The organism is Pseudomonas defluvii (genome assembly GCF_001695625.1).
GTDB classification, from domain to species: Bacteria; Pseudomonadota; Gammaproteobacteria; order Pseudomonadales; family Pseudomonadaceae; genus Aquipseudomonas; species Aquipseudomonas defluvii.
Map to the genome: position 1 here is coordinate 13,283 of NZ_MBPN01000017.1, position 15,962 is coordinate 29,244.

Genomic DNA, 15,962 nt, shown 5'->3' on the forward strand with positions numbered 1-15,962 from the left:
CCTCAGAGATATTGAGCGATCTGCTGACGCTCGGCCAACAGTGCTTTTAATTGGAGATTGATTTCGACTTGGCGTGCCATCTGCTTTTCCTTCGCGCCTTGTGCCCGCAGGCGGCTGATCTCGCCTTCAAGCCGCTCGCAATCGGCCAGCGCCTGCCGACGCGCCGCCGCCTGCTCCGGCGTTGCCGTGGTTCGGTAGTTTCCTGTCCGCCGCGCAGCCTGCAGGGCCTGCACGCAATCCATCCAGCCTTGATAGAGGGCGTGCAACGAGGTCTGGGGCTGGTGTGCAATCGACAGGGATTGCACGAAGGCATGCTCGGCTTCGGAGCGTGCTGCGGCATCGGTCGCCGTGGCATTGGCGGTTGCGTGGGATAGCAAGGCCAACGTAAGGCTGCCGTCGAGCACCACTTTGCTGGCCTCGTTCTGCGCCCAGCGCTTGTGGGCCAGGGACAAGGCCACCGTTTGTCCTTCAACCAACAGCAACAGCACCGGATAAGGCACCGCACGGTGCACCAGTTCAGCCAGCCGCGAGCAACTGGCGGGTTTGACGGTACCCCGCAAGGTCACAACCAGCACTGCGATCTCAAGGTACTCGCGCTGCGCGTCCCGGTAGTCAGGCACGCCGATGGTGTTGGGCTTGAGCGCGGCGAACCACTGGATTTCTTCAATGGCATCGGTGATCAAGCGTTTGTCGGACGCCGTAGGCACACCATTCTCCAACAGCAGTTTCTTGGGGACGCGCTGCTCTACCCGGCAACTGTCGGGCAGGCCCAATGCCTGGATAACGGCGTGCGCGTCGATGACCGTCATGCTGCCTCCCTTTCCGGCAGCACCACCAGGAATGCCACCACCTCAAAATCACCGCTGCCGGCGAATTCGCCTTTCATGGCGTGCGTGCCGCCGGGCGTGAATAGACTGGCCACGGCCCGTTCCTCGTGCTTGCCGGCGACGGATGCCACTGCCGCCGCGAGCAGCTTCTGGGCATGGCGCATGTCTTCGCCCCCTTTGGTGGCCTTGTCGAACCGCGCGCAGGCACTTTCATCAGGTCGTTCGCGCCCCAGCGAAAGGCGCTTGAGGCGGTCCAGGATGCGTTTGGCCTGGGGGTAAGGCAGCAATACGGTTCCGTCATCGCCGACATGCACCAGGTAGTGCGGCGCGAGCGGGTAGTCGGACGATGCGGCGGGCTTTGCTGCCGGGCCGCAGGCTTGCAAGCAGAAGATCACGCCGGGGGGAATATCGGCATCCAGTGTCGTGGTCACCGCATAGGCTCCAAGGGGCTGGGTGTCGAGCTTGCCGGGGTGCGCCTTCAGATATTGCGCCAGATCGATGCGGAAGTCGGTCAGGGTGAGGTCGGTGATCGACACGCCGGTGGACAGGTCTTCCATGTCGATGACGGTGTCCTGCAATTTGAGCAACTGCTTGCGCCGGTATTCCAGATCGTTCATGGCGTTGCCGGATTGTTGCTCGATCAGGTTTTCTTCCCCTGTGGCCGAGACATCGAGCAGCACCATGCGACCGCTGACGCGCTGTTCCAGGTTGATGTATTCCTCCAACTCCATGTTGGGCCAGAAGTTCACGAGCTGGATGCGCTGGTTGGGCGAGCCGATGCGGTCGATGCGTCCGAAGCGCTGGATGATGCGCACCGGGTTCCAGTGGATGTCGTAGTTGATCAGCCAGTCGCAGTCTTGCAGGTTCTGCCCTTCGGAAATGCAGTCGGTGGCGATCAACAAGTCAATCTCGCCTTCAGCGGCCAGTTCGGCCGGGCGCTCCTTGGCGCGCGGCGCAAATGCCGACAGCACATCGCTCATGCCTTTGCGCAGACCGGGCAAGGTGGTCTGTATGCCGGCGCTCCCGGTGACCAGCGCAGCATCGACACCCAACGTGCTTTTGGCCCAGGGAGCGAGCTGCGCATAGAGATAGTGCGCCGTATCGGAAAAAGCAGTGAACACGATGATCTTGCGGTTGCCGGGGTTGATCGGATCGTGGCACTTGCGTTGGATCAAGTCGCGCAGTGCGGTCAGCTTGGCGTCGCGGGCGGCATCGATTTGTTTGGCAGCCGCCAGCAGGGTTGCCAGGCGGTTGCGGTCTTCCAGCAGATCCTGCTTCCAGCGGATCAGATCCACGTCATCCAGCAGCACCTTGACTTTGCGCCCGACCAACAAGGACTCGAACGCGGGGTCGTCGATATCGACGTCGGCAATGTCGATTTCCTCCAGTGCATCGGCATGCGACTCAATGCGGCCCAGCGTGGCCTCCACGTCCTTGAGCTGCCTTTGCAGTGTCAGGGTGAAGGAAGAAACGGCGCTTTCCATGCGTTTGAGCACGTTCACACGCAGGAGATGAATCAGGCTTTCTTCGCGGTCCGCTTGGCGGAAGAAGCTTTCTCCGCCGCGAATCTGCGTGCTGTACTTGGCGTCGTAGGCTTCCTGTTTGTGGGGCAGGACATAGCGCAGCGGCGCATAACTGGCCAAGGTGAGTCGGCGGATTTCCTGATTGATGTCGCGGATGGCGCGGAACTCGCCCGCAAGGTCAACGTCGGCCTTGATGTTGATCGGTGGCAGGCGATCCGGGAAGCGGCCTGTCTCGCTGGTGCCGTAGTATTTCTCCACGTGCCGCCGAGAGCGGGCGATGGTGAGATGGTCCAGCAAGGTGAAGTAGTCGAAACCCAGCATCTCCACCAGCCGGGTCGGTGTTTTTTCAGCTTCGTCCAGCGCCAGCCAGCGGTTGAACTGCGCCTGCGCCTTGCGGGTCGTGGCCTCGATGCTGGCGATGCCGTGCTCCATCAGGGCGGTGTCATCGCCTTCGGTGGCAAAGGCAATCTGGTTGCGCAGGTCGGCCAGGCGGTTGTTGACCGGTGTGGCCGAGAGCATCAGCACGCGGGTCTTGACGCCTTCGCGGATGATCCGCCGCATCAGGCGGTCGTAGCGCGACTCCTTGCCTTTGTGGGTGGCCTTGTTGCGGAAGTTGTGCGATTCGTCGATCACCACCAGGTCGTAGTTGCCCCAATTCACATGCGACAGATCGATATCGCCGGATGTGCCGCCATCGCGTGACAGGTCGGTGTGGTTGAGGACGTCGTAGTTGAAACGGTCGCCTGCAAGGACGTTGCGCTTGTCGTTGGCCTTGTAAAGCGTCCAGTTATCGCGCAGGCGCTTGGGCGCCAGCACCAGCACGCGGTCGTTGCGCAGTTCGTGGTACTTGATGATGGCCAGGGCTTCGAAGGTTTTGCCTAAGCCGACACTGTCGGCAATGATGCAGCCGCCAAAGCGGTTGAGTTTGTCGATCGCGCCCACCACGCCGTCGCGCTGGAACTTGAAGAGCTTCTTCCACACCACGGTATTGCGAATGCCGGTGGCGGACTTGACGATGCGCTCTTCATCCATCTCGTCGCCACTGTCACGAAACAGGTGATGCAACATCAATGTGTAGATGGTGAACGGGTCGCGGTGCTCACCAAGGGCTCGCAGCGCTTCGAGAACGGCATCACGCCCTTTGCTCTTGTCCTCCGAATCGGTGGCAGAAACGCTTTGCAGATTTGCCCACTGGTGATCGAACCATTGGGCAAGCTGCGCGGCCTCGTCAGCAGATTCCGATGCCTGAATCAAGCTCAATGGGTTGCCTGGCGTCAGGCCAAGGCCTGATGTGCTGAAGGCGAACGACCCCAGCACCACTTGTTCAGGCGTTCCATCGAGCCTGCGCATGACTGCTGCACCTTGAGGCACTGATCTTGATGCCCGCCGCAGATCAACCTTCTCACTGATCCACTTCGCGCACTGATTGGCCAACCAGCGTGCCTGCAGACGATTGCGCGCGGCACGGTCACCTTCCGAACCAAGGAGTTCAAGCACCGCATCGTCGGGAGGCACAATCAATTGGACCCGTTCCAGGGTGGACAGAGCCTCTCGGACTTCAGCGAAGGCGTAAAGAGAGAACGAAGGCGTCACGCAACCGAGCTGATTGCCACGCTTGAGATGAGGGCGGATCAAATCGATGACGCGCTGCGAACCGGTGTTGTGGATCAGCTTCATGGTCGTTCCCGTTCAGTCGTCTATCGACGCCTCTGTACTTGGCGATGCATATCCCGGCGCCAGCACAGCATTGCGCACACCGTAGATGGCAAGGTGGTCTTTCAACCAAAGCCGGTACTCGGGGCCGCGCAGGCTATGGTCGGGGGAACAATCGACACTCCATTTGCGCAGGATGTACCCGGCCGTGGCTGCACGCAGCTTCATCCGCAGCACGCCGCCCTGCATGCCGTAGTCCATTTCGGTGATCTCTGGCCGGGGCTGGTCCGGATGGGGAACCAGTTCCAGCTCGACGATCCGTGTCCACTGAATGTCCTGATCGCTCATCTCGTGAGCCGCCACTGGCTGGCCCTTGAGCACGACAGGGCGTCTGATCCGGGTGATGACGAAATCCCGGAAATCCTGGGATTTGCGGTCGAACGCGCGAACGTGCCAGCGCAGACCGTTGTCGATCAGCGCAAACGGAACGATCTCGCGCTCCGTGCGACCGCTTGAGATGGAGTGGTACTCGATGCCGAGCGGGCACTCGTAATGAATGGCCCGAGTGACGCTCGCCAAGATTGCCAGGTCAGGGTGAGTGAGCCGGGACGGGCTCTCGCTGGCCACCCACGCCTTGATGTGCATCGGTTCACCGTCGCCAAACCCCTGGGTCAGCCACGACAACACCCGCTCGGGTGGGAAATCGAAGATCGGCTGGAAGCTCGAACCCAGGACGTAGAACTTGCCTTTGCCGTCGTAGTCGATATTGCCCGGAGCCAAGTCCTTGTACAGCGCCAGATCCCTGGACGCGGCAGCGGACTGGATACCAAAACGCGCGACCAAGTCCTGGCGGCGCATCTCCCCAATGAAGCGCAGACGCAATTCCACGAACGCGAGGCGGTCACGCTGTGGCTGGGTGAGATCGGCAAGCTGTTGGTGGGGCATCCTGACTGGCTCGTTCGGGTTAGCGAATGCTCGTGTAAATTTCTGCAGAAAGTATATGGTCTGTGTGGAAAGACGTCTATAAATCTAAGTTGATTCACTAGTTAGCTGTATTATGATAACCATTTTTGAGGCGCAAATGAGTGATCCGGCGTGGACTGGCAGGCGCTTCAGTCCAGCGCAGCGCGCCAGGAGTGACGTGGACTGGACGTGCATCCAGCAGGTCACTGCGGACGAGAGCTGGTGCGAATAGATCGCTGATACGGAACAGGAGCACGACCCATGGAACTGCGACACCTTCGCTGCTTTGTGGCTCTCGCAGAAGAGCTGCACTTCACACGGGCCGCAGAGCGCCTGCATATCGAACAGCCACCCTTGTCCCGCGCCATCAAAGAGCTTGAGGATGATCTGGGTGTGGTGCTCTTCGAGCGCAACCGCCGAGGCACGGTACTGACCGAGGCGGGAGCAACGTTCCTGCAAGATGTGCGCAGAGTGTTCGCCGTCCTCAAACAGGCTCAGGAGAACGTACAGGCGGTCGCTGCGGGCCTGAGCGGAAGCCTTCGCATTGCCGTATCCGACGGTGCAATCGATCCCAGGCTGTCGGCCCTCCTGGCCCGCTGCCGCGAGGAAGAGCCGGAGATCGAGATTCGCCTGTCCGAAGTGCCGTTGGCCGATCAGTTGCGTGGTTTGCGCTCAGGTGACTTCTCGATCGGGTTTGCGCACACGGCGGAAGTCGGCGACGACATCGTTACCGAGCCACTCTGGCACGATCCGCTGGTGGTAGCCGTGCCCGCCCGGCATCCTTTACTTTCACACAAGGCTGTTCCGCTGCATCAGCTTGCGATCTACCCACTGGTCTTATGTGACCCGCAGGCATGCGAAGGCTACCATCGTGAACTGGCGCGGCTGCTGCGGCCTTTGGAGCGTCCACCCGACGTCGCCGAGCACGTGTCGTCATTGGACATGATGCTCACCCTGGTCGGTGCCGGCTACGGGGTAGGCTTCATCACCGAAACCAGGATCGCGGCGAGCCTGCGCCCCGACGTGGTGATCCGCCCTCTGGCCATGGATTCCGCAGTCATCACGACCTACTTGCTACGGCCCGCCGGCGAGGACTCGCCGGTGTCGGTGGAACGATTCATCGCGCGCCTGCGCGCGCACTCGGACGATTGATCCGCAGCGGCCAGGACTGGCTGCCTGAAGCCTGCCAGTGCGGTATCCGGAGGAGAAGTCTCGTCAATAATGTTCACTGGTGGTAAAATTCCAGGGTACTTACGCTCGTCGCAACCCGTGAGAAAGCAAGCGCCATGAATGTTGGACAAGCCATTCGACTGTGCCGAACGCAACGGGGCGTCTCTCAAAGCACCATTGCGAACCGAGCCAATTGCTCCGTGTCGTACTTGTCGATGCTTGAGAACAATAAGCGCGACCCGACACTTTCGACGGTTACAAGAATTGCCGAGGCATTGCATGTGCCTGTCGGCCTGCTGTTCGTTCTGGCTGCCGACCAAAGCGAACTGGGTGCGATAGACGAGCACGTCGCCGATCAGTTAATGCAGTCTGCGCTGGCATCACTGGGAGCATCGGCCAACATGACAGCGCAGGTGGGAGGCCACTATGGCTAATGCCGAACAACTCAAGGCGTTGGTGAAATCCCATATCGAGCGGGATGACCAGCACTTCTATTCCGTCGCCATGCAGGTCGCGGCTCGTGAAGCCAAGGTGGGGCATGGCAAGCTTGCCGAAGAACTGCGCGACATGATCGACGCGGCGAAAGCCCGTGTCTCATCGCATGGCACCGAGGGCAAACTGGTGCCATTGGCCCGTCCACGCGGTGAACTGGCGAACTTGCTGACGGTGTCCTACCCAAAGAATCGACTGTCGGACATGGTGCTCGATGCGGAGATGGCCGAACAGCTTGGCCGCATCATGAAGGAACAGAAGCACCATTCGCGTATCCGCGAGCATGGCCTGTCGCCGAGACGTAAATTGTTGCTGGTCGGCCCGCCTGGCACCGGCAAAACGATGACGGCCTCTGTGCTGGCCGGTGAACTGGGTATCCCGCTGTTTTCTGTTCGGCTGGATGCCCTGATTACCAAGTTCATGGGAGAGACCGCCGCCAAGCTGCGTCAAATATTCGATGCCATCAATGATGTGCGGGGTGTTTACTTCTTTGATGAGTTCGATGCCATCGGCTCGCAAAGAGGGCTGGCCAATGACGTGGGTGAGATTCGGCGGGTACTGAACAGCTTTCTGCAAATGATTGAAAGCGATCAATCCCATAGCCTGATCGTCGCAGCGACGAACCATGTGGAGATCCTTGACTACGCACTTTTCCGCCGGTTTGATGATGTGATCGAGTATCGGTTTCCAGGTGCGCCGCAAGCCGCCAGGCTGATCCAGTCGCGGCTTGGGAAGTTCGCGCCCAAACCTTTTCCACTCAAGGCGCTTACAAGCAGAGCGGAGGGTTTGAGCTACGCAGAGATTAAACGTGCAGTGGATGAGTCCATCAAGGAAGCGGTGATGCACGACGAGGCGTGTGTGAAGGTGGATATGCTGACACGCGCTCTCGATGAGCGCCGCAAATTAAGCTTCAGAATGAATCACAAGAAGGCCGTACCGAACCATGCCGGATCAGCCACAAGCTAAACGCCCACACTTCATTCTTCGAAATACATCAAAGACCGTCGGGTTTACCGCACATTCTCCGGGCGGTGGCCCAACGCAAAACGTACCGGCCTTGCCTCGGCCGCAACAGAGTGCGTCCCTCCGAGCACAAATCGAGATCTTGAAGCCTGCTGTGGCAGAGGCGGTGCGAGTTCAAGGGGAACTGCAACTGGAAAGTGGCCTTGGCTTGCAAATCCAGTTTTCCAGTCAACCGGATGTTGAGCTGGCGTTCGAGAGCTTGGCGGATGCTCGCAAGAGGATTGAGCTTCTCAGTGTTCGTCACGAGGGCAACCGGACCTTCGCCAATGTCTTTGTCCCTGATGGAAAGCTGGCGCATTTCGAGAAATACATTTCCGACTACCTCGAAGAGAAAAAGGATCGTAACGGCAAGGCGCGAGATCACCGCAAGCTGATCGATGCCATCGAATCCATCCGGGCAGCAGAAATCAGGGCTCTGTGGACTGACGCCCCCGAATTGCTGCCTGACGATCTCGCGACCGCCTTCTGGTGGGAGGTCTGGCTTCCGGTTCGAGGGGCGGGACAGCGGCAAATCGTTGTAGAGGACTTCAAGAAACTTGCTCGATTGGCGGAATGTGTCGTCAGTGACAAGCAGGTCAATTTCCCCGAACGCACGGTGCTGTTGATGTATGGATCGCAGCAGCAGTTCTCGCGGTCGGTGATGACGCTGAACTGTGTGGCTGAACTTCGCTATGCCAAGGAGACTGCTGAGTTCTTCGATGGCATGGGCGTACGCGAGCAGCAGGCGTGGGCGGACGACTTGCTGCGTCGTGCCCGGTTGCAGCCGTCGGACGATACGGCTCCCCGCGTCTGCCTGTTGGATTCCGGAGTGACTCGTGCGCATCCGCTCTTGGCGCCTTTGATGGATGCGAGCGATTTGCATACCGTGGAGCCGGCCTGGGGCGTGGATGATGAGGCTGATCATGGCACCGGCCTGGCGGGCTTGGCTGCCTATGGCGATCTCACGGATGCTCTGGCCTCTGCTGATTCAATCAATGTCCCTCATCGACTGGAGTCGGTGAAGCTGATACCGGCGGAAGGTGCGAATGAAGGTGATGCGCGCCACCACGCTTATCTTTTCACGGAAGGCGTCGCGCGGCCTGAAATCTCTGCGCCGAATCGGTCGCGCGTGTTTGCTTCGGCGGTGACGGCTTCGGACTACCGTGACCGTGGCCGTCCTTCCTCGTGGTCTGCTGCTGTCGATGGCCTTGCTGCGGATACCGATGGGGCTGGTGAAAGTCCGCGCCTGTTCGTGCTGTCCGCCGGCAACACGCGCGACCCCAATGCGTGGGCTGGATATCCCGATAGCCTTTCCACCAATCTCGTGCATGACCCCGGCCAGGCATGGAACGCAATCACGGTGGGTGCTTGTACTGACAAGATCGACACGGAAGGTCATCCTTCCTTGAGCCCCGTCGCCGAAGCCGGCGGCCTCAGCCCCTTCACGACGACAACCAGAACGTGGGATCGGGCATGGCCGTTGAAGCCCGAGGTTGTGCTGGAAGGAGGCAATACGGCCAAGGATGAACTGGGTGCGGTCGGTATGGCCAGCCTGAACTTGCTGACGACCCACAACCAGCCGCTGGATCGCCTGTTCACCACCAGCAACGCCACCAGTGCCGCGTCGGCATTGTGTGCGGGAATGGTGGCTCAGATCATGGCGGCCTATCCGCACCTCCGGCCGGAAACCGTGCGTGCGTTGCTGGTGCATTCTGCGCAATGGAGCGAGGCCATGCGCGGGATGTTCCTGCCCGTGGTGCCGAACAAGGACGATTACGTTCACTTGATTCGCCATTGCGGCTGGGGAGTCCCGGATTTGAACCGGGCACTATGGAGCGCGGGAGACTCGCTGACCTTGCTGGTTGAGGACGTGGTACAGCCTTACGCGAAGGTTTCAGGCAAGGTCGTGACGCGCGACATGAATTTGCATTCCTTGCCTTGGCCGAAGGATGAGTTGGAGGCATTGCAGGACACGCCCGTCGAGATGCGTGTCACGCTCTCCTACTTCATCGAACCCAATCCTTCGGCACGTGGTGTGGCCTCGAAGTATCACTACCCTTCGCATCGCCTGCGATTCGATGTGCAGCGTCCGCTGGATGCATCCACCGAGCATTTTGTCGCACGGGTGAATGCGGCAGCGCAGCGCGAGGATGAGGGTGACCCTGTGAACCCCTCAGATCCCAATTGGCTGTTGGGCGAACGGCAGCGGCATCGTGGTTCGCTGCATCAGGATGTCTGGAAAGGTACGGCGGCTGACTTGGCCAGCCGTGGCTTCATTGCTGTGTATCCTTCGGCTGGGTGGTGGCGGACACGGCCTGCGCTGGAACGTTATGGCCTGCCGGCGCGATATAGCTTGGTGGTATCCATTCAGACCCAGCAGACGGACGTTGATCTTTACGCTGCTATTTCCCAGAAAATCCCTGTGGCTAATGTTGTGGTTGTCGATACGTAAGAGGCATTCCAGTGTTCCGCTGTCGGGCTAAGCACCCGCCCGGCGCCGTTGGCTGCGACAGCTTGCGCTGCCAATATCCGAAAAGACACTTACGACCGCTATGCCGAATCTTGCGGCTCACTGCCCGCGCTGAGGTTCTTTTCAGTCGCGGCCATCAATTCGCTGGCGCTTATCCCGAGTGCGGCAGCGATTTTCAGTATCAAAGGCAGCGTCGGCACATGCTCCCCGCGTTCGATCTTGCCCATGTGCGAACGCGATATTCCCGCCTGATACGCAAAATCGTCTTGAGCGACCCCCTGCGCGACGCGAGCGGCACGCACGGCCCGCCCGAAAGCTAATGCTGGTTCGGATTCATATGTGGGTGTGCCAGGTGGACGACCTGGCTGAATAGTAAGCTTCTGCATCAACAGAAGCGTCAAACAATCCTCTTAAATTAACCACGTTAAACATATAGACGTTAAACTTCTCTCTTTACTATGATGCTGGTTTGCCCTTGACCTGCTTCGTCGCTTCTGTAGGTTCTCCGTGGACAACATCACCAGCCAACCCGCCCACCTCAGGCTTGCGATTGCGCCAGGCGTATCGTCATCTCAGCTCTCGGCGCTGCTCGCGCTGCAACGAGCGGAAGAACCCGAGGTCAGCATCACGTTCTTTGAAGTGGCAGGTGACGAGCTGCTTGATGGGCTTCGTGAAGGCCGCTACGACGTGGGAATGTCGCTTCAAGGAGCGAGCGATCCGGCCCTGGAAACCCAGCCCTTGTGGATTGAGCACATGGCCGTTGCGATACCGCTGAGGCTTCCCTTGCTTGAGCAGGCATCGCTCACCATCGCCGACCTCCAGAACTATCCGATCTTTCGCTGGGAGGCTGAGACCTGTTCTTCGCTGGATCGTCGGCTGCTCGCGCGTCTGCCTGCTGACCCGCAGAACCTTCAGTACGTGACTTCCTTCGAGATGATGGCGCTATGGGTTTCTGCCGGCTACGGTGTCGGGGTATCCGCACAATCGCGTATCAAGCACGCCCCTGGATGGGGAGTCAGCATGCGACCACTGGACGACGGCCCCTACGAAATCGTGGCGCACCTGCATAGGCCCCAGGGGCAAGCGAACCCTGTTTCCGAACGGTTCGAGCGCAGGGCACTGCAGATCGCAAAAGCGCTCCCTTCCTGATCGCAGTGGCTGTCGGTAGCTGCCAGCAGAAGGCGGTGGATTTATGCCTTTCGCCAAGAGGGGTGATGTGGTACATTCAGAGGCCACTTCTGGTTTTAATAACCAGAAAAAATCTTTATTAATCAATGGGTTGGCTGCCTTGGGTGATTCCCTTCACCCGCTCCACTTCTTGCTCTCCCTCCTTTAGCATCCCCCTCTCTCCATACCGCATCTACCCTCAAGCCATTGCCTCTCGCCTGACTCAAAACAACGCCAGTCGCTTTACTGTCGAAATTTCTTGCAACGTTTCTGCAATCGGGTACAAACAGTTCATCTCGCTGCACCCTGACCAGGCGCCCTGCCCGCCGCAGTGTTTCGGCGCTCGGGAATGAACGCGGCGTTGTTCTGAAACAGTCGAAAGGACCCGTTCATGTTTCTCTCCCGCTGGCTTCCGGGCCTGGCCAATTTGCTGCATTACCGCGCCGAGTGGTTTCGCCACGATCTTCAGGCCGGGCTGTCTGTGGCCGCGATTCAGATCCCTATCGCCATTGCCTATGCGCAAATTGTCGGCCTGCCGCCCCATGTGGGCTTGTATGCCTGCATCTTGCCAATGATTGTCTATGCCTTGGTCGGCAGTTCGCGGCAGTTGATGGTCGGGCCGGATGCCGCCACCTGCGCGATGGTTGCCGGGGCAATTGCGCCACTGGCGATGGGCGATCCGCAGCGGCTGGCGCAGTTGTCGGTGATTGTCACGGTACTGGTGGGGCTGATGTTGATCGCCGCCGGGGCGGCACGTGCCGGGTTTATCGCCAGCTTTTTCTCGCGACCTATTCTGATCGGCTACCTGAACGGGATCGGCCTGAGCCTGCTGGCCGGGCAGTTGGGCAAAGTGCTCGGCTTTCAGATCGAGGGGGATGGTTTCATTCTCAGCCTGATCAACATGCTGCAGCGCCTGAATGAAATCCATTGGCCGACGTTGGCCATTGGGGTTGCCGGGCTGATTGCACTGATCTGGTTGCCCCGGCACTTCCAACGCTTGCCGGCGGCACTGGTGACTGTGGCCATCGCCACGCTGGCGGTTGGCGTGCTGCGGCTAGACCGCTTCGGCGTTGCCATTCTGGGCGCGGTGCCCGCCGGGATGCCGGAACTGGCCTGGCCGCAAACCAACCTGGCAGAAATGAAAAGCCTGATGCGTGACGCCTTGGGTATCGCGACCGTGAGCTTCTGTAGTGCGATGCTCACCGCCCGCAGTTTCGCCGCGCGCCACGGTTACGCGATCAATGCCAACCACGAGTTTCTTGCACTGGGTGTGTCGAACCTCGCTGCCGGGGTTTCCCAGGGCTTTGCCATCAGCGGTGCCGACTCGCGTACGGCGGTCAACGATATGGTCGGCGGCAAGAGCCAACTGGTGGGTATTATTGCCGCGCTGGTGATCGCGGCGATCCTGATGTTCTTCACCGCACCACTGGCCTGGATTCCCCAAGCCGCCTTGGGCGCGGTGTTGCTGATGGCCGGCTGGGGGCTGATTGATGTGCAGTCACTGCGCAAGATCCGTGCACTCAGTCGCTTCGAGTTCTGGCTTTGCGTGTTCACCACCGTCGGCGTGCTCGGGGCGGGCGTGCTGCCGGGCATTATCATTGCCGTGACCCTGGCCATCCTGCGCCTGCTGTACAGCATCTACCAGCCAACCGATGCCGTACTCGGCTGGCTACCCGGCGTCGAAGGCCAGGTGGACATTCGTCACCACGAAGATGCCCGCACCGTACCGGGTTTAGTGGTGTACCGCTTCGATGATGCGATTCTGTTCTTCAACGCCGACTACTTCAAAATGCGCCTGCTCGATGCCGTACAACGTGAACACCAGCCCCGTGCGGTGCTGTTCGACGCTGAAGCGGTGAGCACCATCGACGTCAGCGGTATCGCGGCCTTGCGTGAAGTGCGGGACACCCTCAAAGCACAAGGCATTCTGTTCGGCATTGCCCGTGCCCGCGGCAAGTTCTTGCGCATGCTGGTGCGCTCGGGGATCGCGCGGGAACTGGAGGATCGCTTGCTGTTCGGCTCGGTACGGGCCGGCATTCGCGCCTACCGCGTATGGCGCAATCGGAACAAAGAGCTGTTTGCTTCGGAGTAAGCGAAACTTCCTACATAACCTTGGGAACTGCTGACCTTGTTGCACAACGGCATGCCCACTAGCCTTCGGGGGTCGCTGCATATTCAGCGACCAGATGTGGAAGTCTGGACCCTCTATAGGCGTGTATTCCCTGACAGGTGAATGCTGGCGTACTTTTATGCCTGTATGATTTGTTATGGCGGCTACGCGCAGGGCACCCTTTGGGGTGCGCCGGATTCCTATAGACCGGTCTTCCACCCTGCGTGTGGCTGCCACCCTCATGTGGAAGTGAGTCAGGGCAGCTCCTCTATGTCTATAGGAGCTTTACCATGATGAAGATTGTTCCCGACCCACCACGTTGTGCGCCGTATAAAACGGCCTCGCTGCCTTTTGGCTCCTGCGACGCAGGGCACCCGCCATTGTTTTCCGTTAACGAAGGCATTAGTGCCGAAGACGCGCTGGTGCATGCCTCCTTGCAACTGAAGGCAGGCATTGATGCCGTCAACCAGACCTGCTTCTGCCACGAGCGCACCCCGGAAGGCTTGCGCTGGGCCTCGCTGCACGCGATGGAGGCGGCCAAAGCGTTGATTGACGCCCTGCTCGACGGGTTCGAGGCGCAGGCCATGAAGCGCTAATACCTTCACTGACGCCATCGCAGGCAAGCCTGCATCCCACGCGGTTTGATCGGGGCCGGGTGGGAGCAGGTCTTGCCTGCGATTGGGGCCACACGATCAACCCGCCAGCAACCCCGGCAAGGCATGCACCAGCGCATTGATTGCGAAACCAATGAACATCAACCCGCAGGCCCGGGTGATCCACAGTTCATAGCGCACATATAACGTACGGACCTGGCGCGCGCCCACCAGCGCCACCAGAGTCGCATAGGCCAGCAAGCCACCCACAAAGCTGAGCACGATCAACAAGGGCAGCATCGACCAGGTCAGTGCTTCGGCGCGGCTGGATAACAATGCCGTAAAGGTGGCAACGGCCACCGGGTAGGCCTTGGGATTGGTCAGGCCAAACACCACGCCATGCCAGAACGGCTGACGCACCGGCCCCTGCTGCCCGTCTTCAGCAGACGGGCGACTGCGCAAGGCGCGCAGGCCCAGCCAGAACAGGTACACGCCGCTGATTACGCCCAGGCCATCAAACAACAGGCTGCCAACCTGGCGCGCGCCGACGATGGCCACCAACGCAGTGCCACACCAGAGCACATCACCCAGCAGGTGCCCACAAAGAAACCCCGCCCCCGCCTTACGCCCACGTGCCGCGCCAATACCGAGCACCGCCAGGACACCGGGGCCCGGGGTAATGCCATAGATAAAGCCGGAGGCGAGCACAGCAAACACAAGCGAAAACGTCATCGGAACACGGGGCCTGAACAGAGCAAGGCACGAGAGTCTACGCGGGCTTCCAAAAGCCAGCCAGCCACACAGCCGATGGCCTGCGCTGATGACAAGCAGGACGTGCGTGATACAGTCGCGCCCATTCCTTTGCATTACCTGTCTGTGAGCCCTGCATGCCCTCTGCCAACTTCGACGCCACCCTCGCCGCTTGGCCTGAACTGGTCTCCCGCCGTCCTTGCAGCGGCTTGCTGCTGGGCAACGGCGCCAGCCGCACTGTGTGGCGCCCGTTCGCCTATTTCTCATTGTTCGAACTGGCCCAGCGGGTACGCCACAAACCCTTGGGGCTTACCGATCAGGCCTTGTTCAAGTCCATGGGCACGGAGGTGTTCGAGCCGGTGCTCACGGCACTGAACACCACGGTACGGGTCAATGCCGCCCTGGCCATCAGTTCGTCGGCGCCGCTGAACCGCTATTACGCAATCAAGGAAGCGCTGATTCATGCCGTGCGCAGCGTGCATATCCCGTGGAAGCTGCTGCCTGCCTCGACCCTGCACACCCTCAACCAGGAGCTGCGCAATTACCGCAGCATCTATTCGAGCAACTACGACCTGCTCACCCATTGGGCGGTGAGCTACGCGCCTGAAGGCTTTCAGGTGCTGTTCGATGAGGAGGGCGTGTTTGACGTACGCCGCAGCCGCGGTGACGGCCATCGCCTGCTTTACCTGCACGGTGGCTTGCACCTGCTCAAGCAACAGGACGGCAGCACCCGCCAACGCAGTGCCCGCGAAAGCGCACTGCTCGACGGCTTTGCGGTGAACACCCCAGGCGATGTGCCGCTGTTCATCAATGAAAGCAGCAGCGACGACAAACTGCGCGCTATCCGTACCTCGGACTACCTGAGCTGGTGCCACGGCGAACTGGCCAGCCATGACGGTGGCCTGTGTATTTTCGGGCACCGCCTGGACAGCTCCGACCGGCATCTGGTGGAGGCCATCAAACAGGCCAGCCCCGGCCACCTCGCGATTGCGGTACACCCACTGAGCGAAGCAGCGATCATCGGCCAGAAGCAGCACTATGCGGCGTTGTTTGCCGAGCGCCCGGACATCGAACTGTGTTTCTTCGATGCCAGCAGCCACCCGTTTGGGCAGGCTGAATTGGCGGTGGCGGTTCCCCCTGCCAGCAAACGTCGCCGCTAAACGCTGTCCAGGGACTGTATCCGTCGTTTTGTATGCAACTGTTACAAGACCGCACCCAACGCCTGTGGCTCAATGGACCGAC

13 protein-coding genes are annotated in these 15,962 nt (G+C 60.1%); 8 read left to right on the forward strand and 5 right to left on the reverse strand.

From position 1 onward, the window contains the following. Positions 1-2: 2 nt before the first annotated feature. Genes EKA13_RS06990 through EKA13_RS07000 form a run of 3 tightly spaced genes read right to left on the reverse strand, consistent with a single transcriptional unit; the run spans position 3 to position 4,948 of the window. Positions 3-809 (reverse strand): DUF4391 domain-containing protein, encoded by an 807-nt coding sequence (locus EKA13_RS06990; RefSeq protein ID WP_003158911.1) that lies wholly within the window; start codon positions 807-809, stop codon positions 3-5. Further along, positions 806-4,027: a helicase-related protein gene (locus EKA13_RS06995; protein ID WP_003160812.1), complete on the reverse strand. Its 3,222-nt coding sequence runs from the start codon at positions 4,025-4,027 to the stop codon at positions 806-808. The genes EKA13_RS06990 and EKA13_RS06995 overlap by 4 nt, the downstream gene beginning before the upstream one ends. A gap of 12 nt (positions 4,028-4,039) precedes the next feature. Beyond that, a complete protein-coding gene (locus EKA13_RS07000; protein WP_003158909.1) occupies positions 4,040-4,948 on the reverse strand; it encodes a WYL domain-containing transcriptional regulator in 909 nt (302 codons plus the stop codon). A gap of 279 nt (positions 4,949-5,227) precedes the next feature. Between EKA13_RS07000 and EKA13_RS07005 the strand changes: the two genes are divergently transcribed. The 4 genes from EKA13_RS07005 (at position 5,228) to EKA13_RS07020 (ending at position 10,082) form a co-directional block, all read left to right on the forward strand. Continuing rightward, positions 5,228-6,118, forward strand: a complete 891-nt coding sequence (locus tag EKA13_RS07005) for a LysR family transcriptional regulator (RefSeq protein ID WP_003158908.1) — start codon at positions 5,228-5,230, stop codon at positions 6,116-6,118. Between the two features lie 134 nt (positions 6,119-6,252). Further along, entirely contained in the window at positions 6,253-6,570 is a 318-nt protein-coding gene (locus tag EKA13_RS07010; protein WP_023464296.1) for a helix-turn-helix domain-containing protein, read from the forward strand. Next, entirely contained in the window at positions 6,563-7,594 is a 1,032-nt protein-coding gene (locus EKA13_RS07015; protein WP_003158906.1) for an AAA family ATPase, read from the forward strand. Before EKA13_RS07010 ends, EKA13_RS07015 begins: the two co-directional genes overlap by 8 nt. Positions 7,595-7,733: 139 nt before the next feature. Then, positions 7,734-10,082, forward strand: coding sequence for a S8 family peptidase (locus tag EKA13_RS07020; RefSeq protein WP_176031468.1), 2,349 nt, complete (start codon positions 7,734-7,736; stop codon positions 10,080-10,082). Between the two features lie 98 nt (positions 10,083-10,180). Here EKA13_RS07020 and EKA13_RS07025 read toward each other — a convergent pair whose 3' ends face one another. Further along, complete coding sequence (locus EKA13_RS07025; protein WP_023464294.1) at positions 10,181-10,501, reverse strand: helix-turn-helix domain-containing protein; 321 nt, start codon at positions 10,499-10,501, stop codon at positions 10,181-10,183. 106 nt (positions 10,502-10,607) lie between these two features. Here EKA13_RS07025 and EKA13_RS07030 point away from each other — a divergent pair, with 106 nt between their 5' ends. From EKA13_RS07030 to EKA13_RS07040, 3 genes are all read left to right on the forward strand, one after another. Continuing rightward, the gene (locus EKA13_RS07030; protein ID WP_003158902.1) at positions 10,608-11,249 is read left to right on the forward strand and encodes a substrate-binding domain-containing protein; all 642 of its coding nucleotides are present in this window, start codon (positions 10,608-10,610) and stop codon (positions 11,247-11,249) included. Between the two features lie 409 nt (positions 11,250-11,658). Continuing rightward, positions 11,659-13,359: a SulP family inorganic anion transporter gene (locus EKA13_RS07035; protein ID WP_065758673.1), complete on the forward strand. Its 1,701-nt coding sequence runs from the start codon at positions 11,659-11,661 to the stop codon at positions 13,357-13,359. Between the two features lie 308 nt (positions 13,360-13,667). Continuing rightward, positions 13,668-13,973: a DUF3077 domain-containing protein gene (locus EKA13_RS07040; protein WP_065758674.1), complete on the forward strand. Its 306-nt coding sequence runs from the start codon at positions 13,668-13,670 to the stop codon at positions 13,971-13,973. A 96-nt stretch (positions 13,974-14,069) separates the two neighbouring features. On the opposite strand, the gene EKA13_RS07045 is transcribed toward EKA13_RS07040, so the two are convergent. Then, a complete protein-coding gene (locus EKA13_RS07045) occupies positions 14,070-14,702 on the reverse strand; it encodes a LysE family translocator (RefSeq protein WP_065758675.1) in 633 nt (210 codons plus the stop codon). 155 nt (positions 14,703-14,857) lie between these two features. Between EKA13_RS07045 and EKA13_RS07050 the strand changes: the two genes are divergently transcribed. Continuing rightward, on the forward strand, positions 14,858-15,880 hold the full coding sequence (locus tag EKA13_RS07050; RefSeq protein WP_065758676.1) for a DUF4917 family protein: 1,023 nt from the start codon (positions 14,858-14,860) through the stop codon (positions 15,878-15,880). The last annotated feature ends 82 nt before the right edge of the window (positions 15,881-15,962 follow it).

Excerpts from the sequence above, each read along its gene's own strand:
- EKA13_RS07015 (WP_003158906.1), top strand. The coding sequence starts at position 6,563 with ATGGCTAATGCCGAACAACTCAAGGCGTTGGTGAAATCCCATATCGAG.
- EKA13_RS07000 (WP_003158909.1), bottom strand. The coding sequence starts at position 4,948 with ATGCCCCACCAACAGCTTGCCGATCTCACCCAGCCACAGCGTGACCGC.
- EKA13_RS07010 (WP_023464296.1), top strand. The coding sequence starts at position 6,253 with ATGAATGTTGGACAAGCCATTCGACTGTGCCGAACGCAACGGGGCGTC.
- EKA13_RS06990 (WP_003158911.1), bottom strand. The coding sequence starts at position 809 with ATGACGGTCATCGACGCGCACGCCGTTATCCAGGCATTGGGCCTGCCC.
- EKA13_RS07045 (WP_065758675.1), bottom strand. The coding sequence starts at position 14,702 with ATGACGTTTTCGCTTGTGTTTGCTGTGCTCGCCTCCGGCTTTATCTAT.
- EKA13_RS07050 (WP_065758676.1), top strand. The coding sequence starts at position 14,858 with ATGCCCTCTGCCAACTTCGACGCCACCCTCGCCGCTTGGCCTGAACTG.
- EKA13_RS07040 (WP_065758674.1), top strand. The coding sequence starts at position 13,668 with ATGATGAAGATTGTTCCCGACCCACCACGTTGTGCGCCGTATAAAACG.
- EKA13_RS06995 (WP_003160812.1), bottom strand. The coding sequence starts at position 4,027 with ATGAAGCTGATCCACAACACCGGTTCGCAGCGCGTCATCGATTTGATC.
- EKA13_RS07035 (WP_065758673.1), top strand. The coding sequence starts at position 11,659 with ATGTTTCTCTCCCGCTGGCTTCCGGGCCTGGCCAATTTGCTGCATTAC.
- EKA13_RS07005 (WP_003158908.1), top strand. The coding sequence starts at position 5,228 with ATGGAACTGCGACACCTTCGCTGCTTTGTGGCTCTCGCAGAAGAGCTG.